At 40.0% G+C, this 6,718-nt stretch carries 11 protein-coding genes and 1 pseudogene; 5 read left to right on the plus strand and 7 right to left on the minus strand.

The annotated features are described in order from the left end of the window. The first annotated feature begins 138 nt into the window (after positions 1–138). From PseudUWO310_RS13730 to PseudUWO310_RS13750, 5 genes are all read left to right on the plus strand, one after another. Complete coding sequence (locus PseudUWO310_RS13730) at positions 139–1,011, plus strand: hypothetical protein (RefSeq protein ID WP_142602173.1); 873 nt, start codon at positions 139–141, stop codon at positions 1,009–1,011. Positions 1,012–1,144: 133 nt separating this feature from the next. Then, positions 1,145–1,372, plus strand: a complete 228-nt coding sequence (locus PseudUWO310_RS13735; protein WP_142602175.1) for an addiction module protein — start codon at positions 1,145–1,147, stop codon at positions 1,370–1,372. Next, on the plus strand, positions 1,372–1,662 hold the full coding sequence (locus PseudUWO310_RS13740; RefSeq protein ID WP_142602177.1) for a type II toxin-antitoxin system RelE/ParE family toxin: 291 nt from the start codon (positions 1,372–1,374) through the stop codon (positions 1,660–1,662). The genes PseudUWO310_RS13735 and PseudUWO310_RS13740 overlap by 1 nt, the downstream gene beginning before the upstream one ends. Positions 1,663–1,781: 119 nt before the next feature. After that, complete coding sequence (locus PseudUWO310_RS13745; protein ID WP_142602179.1) at positions 1,782–1,988, plus strand: hypothetical protein; 207 nt, start codon at positions 1,782–1,784, stop codon at positions 1,986–1,988. Continuing rightward, the gene (locus PseudUWO310_RS13750) at positions 1,975–2,304 is read left to right on the plus strand and encodes a type II toxin-antitoxin system PemK/MazF family toxin (protein ID WP_142602181.1); all 330 of its coding nucleotides are present in this window, start codon (positions 1,975–1,977) and stop codon (positions 2,302–2,304) included. The genes PseudUWO310_RS13745 and PseudUWO310_RS13750 overlap by 14 nt, the downstream gene beginning before the upstream one ends. A gap of 51 nt (positions 2,305–2,355) precedes the next feature. Here the strand turns inward: PseudUWO310_RS13750 and PseudUWO310_RS23950 are convergent. From PseudUWO310_RS23950 to PseudUWO310_RS23645, 7 genes and pseudogenes are all read right to left on the minus strand, one after another. Continuing rightward, a pseudogene (locus PseudUWO310_RS23950) lies at positions 2,356–2,555 on the minus strand (DUF433 domain-containing protein). 56 nt (positions 2,556–2,611) lie between these two features. Further along, positions 2,612–3,718 carry a peptide chain release factor 1 gene (gene prfA / locus PseudUWO310_RS13760; RefSeq protein WP_009627608.1) on the minus strand — a complete coding sequence of 369 codons (1,107 nt, stop codon included), beginning with the start codon at positions 3,716–3,718 and terminating at the stop codon, positions 2,612–2,614. Between the two features lie 71 nt (positions 3,719–3,789). Continuing rightward, positions 3,790–4,026, minus strand: a complete 237-nt coding sequence (rpmE, locus tag PseudUWO310_RS13765) for a 50S ribosomal protein L31 (RefSeq protein ID WP_009627609.1) — start codon at positions 4,024–4,026, stop codon at positions 3,790–3,792. A 99-nt stretch (positions 4,027–4,125) separates the two neighbouring features. Beyond that, positions 4,126–4,770 (minus strand): DUF4276 family protein, encoded by a 645-nt coding sequence (locus PseudUWO310_RS13770; protein WP_142602183.1) that lies wholly within the window; start codon positions 4,768–4,770, stop codon positions 4,126–4,128. Then, positions 4,767–5,852, minus strand: coding sequence for an AAA family ATPase (locus tag PseudUWO310_RS13775; protein ID WP_142602185.1), 1,086 nt, complete (start codon positions 5,850–5,852; stop codon positions 4,767–4,769). Before PseudUWO310_RS13775 ends, PseudUWO310_RS13770 begins: the two co-directional genes overlap by 4 nt. A gap of 9 nt (positions 5,853–5,861) precedes the next feature. Beyond that, positions 5,862–6,359 (minus strand): GNAT family N-acetyltransferase, encoded by a 498-nt coding sequence (locus PseudUWO310_RS13780; protein ID WP_009627612.1) that lies wholly within the window; start codon positions 6,357–6,359, stop codon positions 5,862–5,864. Between the two features lie 37 nt (positions 6,360–6,396). Next, complete coding sequence (locus tag PseudUWO310_RS23645) at positions 6,397–6,522, minus strand: hypothetical protein (protein WP_263363443.1); 126 nt, start codon at positions 6,520–6,522, stop codon at positions 6,397–6,399. Positions 6,523–6,718: the final 196 nt, after the last annotated feature.

The following is a 6,718-nucleotide window of genomic DNA, read 5'->3' on the forward strand; positions in this document are numbered from 1 at the left end:
TGGAAGCCTGAGCCTGTCGAAAATGTGTAAAAAATCCTGAGATGGATTTAGTATTGCAAAATATTTTGCATGTCAATTGAGTACTTTGATTTTCGCAAATACAACTAAAAAACTTGATAACCAGTAATTATTTTAGAAATGAAAAGATCAAGAACCACTTTAAAAATTCTAACTAATTTCTTTTTAAGCATTGCTGTAGTTATTGCGGCAACATTTTTATGGAATTCATATAGACTATCAAAATTTTTCTCTAACTTCTCATTTATCAACAAAAACTTACCAAACAATTTCTGGGTGAGTGCATTGTTTTTCATAGCAATTGTCCTAATAAGTATACGTAGTGGCGCTTCATTACTGTCTTCCACTAAAACTACAATACTCAAGTCTCTCTCTAATATCCCAGAATACATTCCTACAAATCCTAGTGAGTTTCCTAGATTAAATTTAAATAATTTAGAGAGCTATACTCAAAAACTTGAGTCTTTAGGATTTCATAAGCTTGAAGATTTAAAGCTAGCAGGTAAAAATGCTAATAAAAGTCCAGCAATAGCTAGAATCTTTTTAAATACAGAATATAACTGTTATGCCGAAATAAGTCAGGTTTTCTCAAGTATAGATCCACTAAAAGATCATGAAATATATTGTAATGTTCGTAGTTTTTTAGAGAATGAATGGTCATTATTGACAACAGACACCTTAAACTCCAGCGGTATCATATATATGCTACGCCGCTCCCGAACATTGTGGAAGATGCTGCCCAAATATAGTGTTAACGAATTATTGCATTCGCATTTAGAGATGCGTGAACAAATTTGTCGAGACTTAAACATTCAACCTCTAAACAATCTCTCCTTAAATTGGTATATTTTAAATGAACAAAATGAAGCAGTTAAAAGAAAGAATGCACTTGAGGAAAAAAACATCTTCATTGGTCTGATAGAAGCACTTCTATTTGAGCTAAAGCCTAAAACTGAATGGCTTGGAGAATATGCTAAAAAAGGATTAGTATAGCTTTGAAGTAAAAAAGTTTTGAATAATGGTGAAGTTGATCGCTGTTTGATTTTTTTGGAGTGGCGATATTACACCCATTAAATTTGTTTTTTGCTAGACTACATACCAAATACTCATTACTTTGAGGTTATTTATGAGATCAATAGAGCTTCTTACGCAAGAATTATTATCTCTACCTAGCATTTCTAGAGCGCTATTAGCAGAAAAACTAGTCGAAAGCCTAGAATTTGACACCGATCCAACTATTCAAGCAACATGGACAGCCGAAGCAAAAAAAAGACGTGATGCAGTTCGTGATGGCACTGTTCAAACAATCGAAGGAGAAGATGCTCTAGCTCAGGTAAGGCGGTTACTTGTGTAATGAAGTATGTATTTCATCCCGATGCACTTGCCGAATATTCTGAGGCGGTTCAATACTATGCTGAACAGAGAACGGAAATCGCGCAAGCTTTTATCAATGCAATTGAAGATGCAATTTTTCGGATTAAAGACTCTCCTAATCGTTACGCCACAATTGATGAAGATATTCGACGATGCATGGCAAAGAAATTCCCTTACGGAATCCTCTATACGATTGAGCAAGATTATATTCTGATCTTAGCCGTGATGCATTGCAGTCGAGCAGTTGGGTATTGGAAAAACAGGAAGTAAGGCGATCGCTGTTTAATTTTGGTGGAGAGGCGATCGCGATTTTGGGTATTGAGAGGGGCGATCGCTCTGCAACTCAAACTCTGTGCTAGGATCTTAAATATTTTAGCGACCTAAATTATATGAAAAGCCAGTTATTACAATTAGCTTTTGAAATAGAGCTTCAAGATGGAGAAAAACTTACAATACCTAACTCCATAATAGAAGGAATTGGCAAAGGTAAATGGCTTATTACCATTCAGCCCAAATCAAAAACAGGCGATCGCGCCCATGATGCCTTCTTAACAAGTTATTCGCCAGAAGATGAAGGATTATATGACGACTATTAAGGCAGGAGAAATATGGGTTGCAGCAATTCCTTTTACAAATGGCATATCTTCAAAAAAGAGACCCGTATTAATTCTTTGGCTAGATGGAACTGATGTTGTATTAGCAGCAGTGACATCCGCACAACCGAGAACACAAACCGATGTTTTACTAAAAGACTGGTCAGCCAGTGGTTTGCGAGTTGCGTCAACTGTGCGTTTATCCCGACTTGATTGCTTAGAGAAGTCTTTACTAATTACCAAATTAGGACAGCTATCTCAAGATGATGCTAATCATTTGCGCGAAGTATGGAACACTCATATCAAACCCCAGTTCTAAAGTAAGGTGATCGCTATTTAATTTTTGAAGAGGCAATTCAATTCAAAATCACTAATAGGGAACCACTGTTAAACAGCGATCGCGATCGGCAGCAAATGCAAAGCAATCCTGTATATCTGCAAGTGTTAAATCAGGAAAATCATCTAATACCTCTTCAACACTCATTCCCCACCGAGATAGTCAAACACATCTGATACAGAAATGCGGGTATTAACTATACATGGCTTCCCACTACGAATATTTGGATTGATAAAGTTACTACAACATGAGTGAGGTTAACACCAATGTCAATAACCATAGAAGAAGACTAAGTAACCAGATCGTCTCCAGTAGCGATCGCCAATTCCTGCAAACGCTCCTGCTGATCTTTGGAAATGCAACTTTGAATTACTTCCTCTAGATCCCCTTCCAAAATTGGCGGTAAAGTAAAGTTTTGTCCCAGACGATGCTCGGTGAGGCGACTATCTTTGTAATTGTAAGTACGAATCTTTTCGGAACGAGAACCTGTACCCACCTGCGATCGCCGCATTGAGGTAATTTCAGCTTGCTGCTCGCGCAATTTAATTTCATAGAGTTTGGCTCGCAAAATCTGCATCGCCCGCTCTTTATTTTGTAACTGCGATCGTTCTTCCGTACAGAAAATTCTAATCCCCGTTGGTTTGTGAAACAAATCAGCAGCTGTTTCCACCTTATTGACGTTTTGACCACCAGCACCACCTGATCGCGCCGTAGACATTTCAATATCCTTCGGATCGATGTGAATCTCAACCTCATCGACTTCTGGCATAATTGCCACTGTCGCTGTTGATGTATGCACTCGTCCCTGAGACTCCGTAGCAGGGACGCGCTGCACCCGATGCACACCCGACTCAAACTTAAGTTTGCTATAAACGCGATCGCCTTGCACTTCAATGATCGCTTCCTTAAAGCCACCCATTTCCGCCAAAGTTTCACTTACCATCTTTACCCGCCAGCCTTGACGCTCGGCATAGCGCGTATATAGACGCACCAAATCTCCTGCCCAGATCCCCGCCTCATCACCACCCGTACCCGCACGGATTTCCAGCATGATGTTCTTATCGTCATTAGGATCTTGGGGCAGTAAGAGAATTTGGAGACGTTTCTCTAACTCTTCTAACTTTGACGATAGTTCTTCGACCTCAAGAGCCGCCATTTCCTTAAGTTCGGGGTCATTTGACTCCTTCAGGATTTCTTGCGACTCTTTATAATCTTGCTCCGCCTTACGAAAAGTCTCGTAGGTCAGAACCGTCTCTTCCAACGAAGCACGCACCTTCGCAATGCGCTGAAACTCGCCGTGATCGGTCGCCACGTCAGGATCTCCCATCCGACGAGTCAGTTCATTGAAGGTTTGTTCTACAGATTCGAGCTTTTTGATTAAGTAAGCAGCAGGCATGAAATTTGAGTTACCGCAAAAAAGAAAGTGAAAATTCAGCTTATTTAGGTCAACCTTAAATCAATTCTTGGCTAGACCTGATTTTCGACAGCAGCTTTTTCATCAAACATACCGTACTTACGCAAGAAGCGCTCTACGCGACCTTCGGTATCGATAATCTTTTGCGTACCAGTATAGAAGGGATGATTGCCCGACCATACATCAACATTAATTTCAGGATGAGTAGAACCAATTGTCGCTACCACTTCACCGTTGCAAATTACTTTTGCTTCGGGATACCACTTTGGGTGAATTCCAGCTTTAGGCATAGTCTTAGCTATAAAAAATCAAAAATTAAGCTTTTCTAGACTAACACGTAATTATGCAAATAGGAAAAGACAATTTGCCATATCTTAAATTTTTTGAGTTTACGCAAGACTTTCAAGACGCACAATCCAACTGTTAAATATCGGACATTCGCGGCGAATAGTTTCTAAACCGATGTCTAGGGCAACTAATGAGCCATGTAAAACCTTATCGTATTGACTAAATATACTGAGAATCCGCTTAGAGGGTGCTGTCGTATAGCCATCATTAATATGCTCAGGTGACGAAAACCCACAGCGAATCTTTCTCAGATTAACGACTACTTGTGGATCATCACACCAGTTTTCAAAAGCTTCGGGTTCACTGAACAACAAACTTTCAAACTCATGAATCATCAGGTTGGCAATGAAGTTTGATTCTGCAATATCATCCTGAAAGGATTGCTGAAGTATCTTTGCTCTCTTAACTGATGCTAAACCTGTAGGTATTGCTAATTTTGGGAAATCCTTCGGGAATCCATAAAAATCGATCAGTGTCGTTACCCACGCATTAGGGTCTTCCTTACATTTTTTTTCAATCTGATTTTTAAGCTTGCCATAGGTTGATATACCACCTTTACCGATTTTACTGGTACGCAAAATAATGGGATTAATCCAAATATCTAGTCGAGCAAAATGGCTCGTTAGCAGTTCTCGCACAAAGGTTTCTTCGGTTTGCCCCTCACAGAAAATATGGACTCTAATCATCGCGATGGTCTACCACCCAACAGATTTTTTTGCCACAATTCACCTAAAGAGTACTCTTCTAGCCATTCAGCTAAAGCATCTTCATCTAGTCGGTGTAAATGTGTTGCCCCTTCGATGCGATCGCACACAATCACATCAGATGCGTCAAACTCATTGAGTAGTGCTACTGACTGGGTAGAAACTATGACTTGCTTAGATTTGGCTGTAGAGCGCAGCAATGAAGCCAGAACATTTATGGCGTAGGGATGTAAACCCAACTCTGGCTCATCAATCAAAATCATTTCGGGCTGCTTATCCTCTGGTTGCATCAACACAGTCGCAAGACAAATAAAGCGCAAAGTCCCATCGGAGAGTTGATATGCTTTAAATGGCACGTCTTCACCTTTTTCAACCCATTCCAGTTCAATTTGGTCTTGATTATTAGGAGCAGGACGCAAATAAAAATCCCCAAAGAATGGCGCTACTAACTGAATCGTTTTGACAATTCTTTGATAGTGCGTTTGATACTGCTCTTTTAGGAAGTAAAGATATGCTGCTAAATTTTGAGCGTCTGATCTAAGATAAATATTATCGTTTATGGCTTGACGTTGTTTGACTAAAGAACTATCACCAGTATCGTGGAAGTGGTAGAGTCGCCAACTTTGCATTACTGGTACTGTGTAATCGTAAATTTCTGTACGCTGTTTTTGTGATTCAACTCTAGTCTCAAAATAACCCGAGCCAACATGCCAATCACCGTATCTATTCCACCAGAAATTCTCATCAGCAAAAACCATGCGGTTATCTTGGGTTGGCTCTAGAACAAATTTGTAGCCGTTATTACCAAAGTAAAATTCAGCAGTCATTTGCGGAGTGCTTTTGCGCCCGAAATACAGTAGAGAATCTGGACCACCTTGCTTACTGACATAAAGCTGTAAGTTTCTAGCAAGTATTTGTTGAATCATGCGAAAGATAGCGATAAAGTTGGACTTGCCAGAGCCATTAGCCCCAATCAAGACATTGAGTTTTTTTAATTTAAGATCACATTCACGGATTGATTTAAACCCTTTCAGTACAATTCTTGATAACTGATCTTGGTTCATGGTTGTAGCCTATGGATACCAAAACATGCCTTTAATGCCTTCGGGATCAGCGTTGAAACCTAGTTGACTGTAAAACTCGACCACATGGGCATCGGCGAAGAGGCTGATATTGCTAATGTCGGATTTACGTAACTCGCGGATCATTTCCTCCATCATTGCTTTGCCTAACCCTCTACCTTGAAAATCGGGATGGATCACCACATCCCATAGGGTGGCATTAAAGGCATAATCAGAGGTAGCACGAGCAAACCCTATTAAACGTCGAAAACCGCCACGATGCTCCCACATCGATAGGACAACAAAACTATGCTGTAAAGCAATCCGAACCTTACGAATTGGTCGCCTTGCCCATCCTACAGAGTCACATAACTCTTCTAGTTCGTAGAGATCGATATCTTTTTCAGTGCTAAAGAAAATCTGTCCGCTTTGGTTTGGCACTTGGCGAAGTTTTGTTTTTTTTGTCGGTTCTAGGGTGTCAGAACCAAATAAGCTTTTCCAGAACCCCATTTGCCCAGTTTATATATAGCGGCGATCGCCCTGTTTGTTACAGATATTCTAAACGCTTTAGTATTGTATCTGCTTTTGTTGAAACCAAGCGATCGTAAATATATTGATCGTGATATTGCCCGCGATCGATCATGATATTGGCGATCGCAAATATGGCAATCATAAGTATATAAGGTGTGATTATTGAAATACTGGAGGCTTTTAGTCAGTCTCGTCTCTATGTTGGTAGAATTATGCCATCATTGCTGCCTTTGCTTGAGTCACTATTTATTTCTTTTAGTAGCTAGGCATAATTAAAATTCAGATCTAAAACCTGCGGCGCACGCTGCGCGTGCGCCGCAGGTTTTAGGGTTTTATAT

Origin of the sequence: Pseudanabaena sp. UWO310 (genome assembly GCF_006861605.1) — a bacterium.
Classification (GTDB): domain Bacteria; phylum Cyanobacteriota; class Cyanobacteriia; order Pseudanabaenales; family Pseudanabaenaceae; genus Pseudanabaena.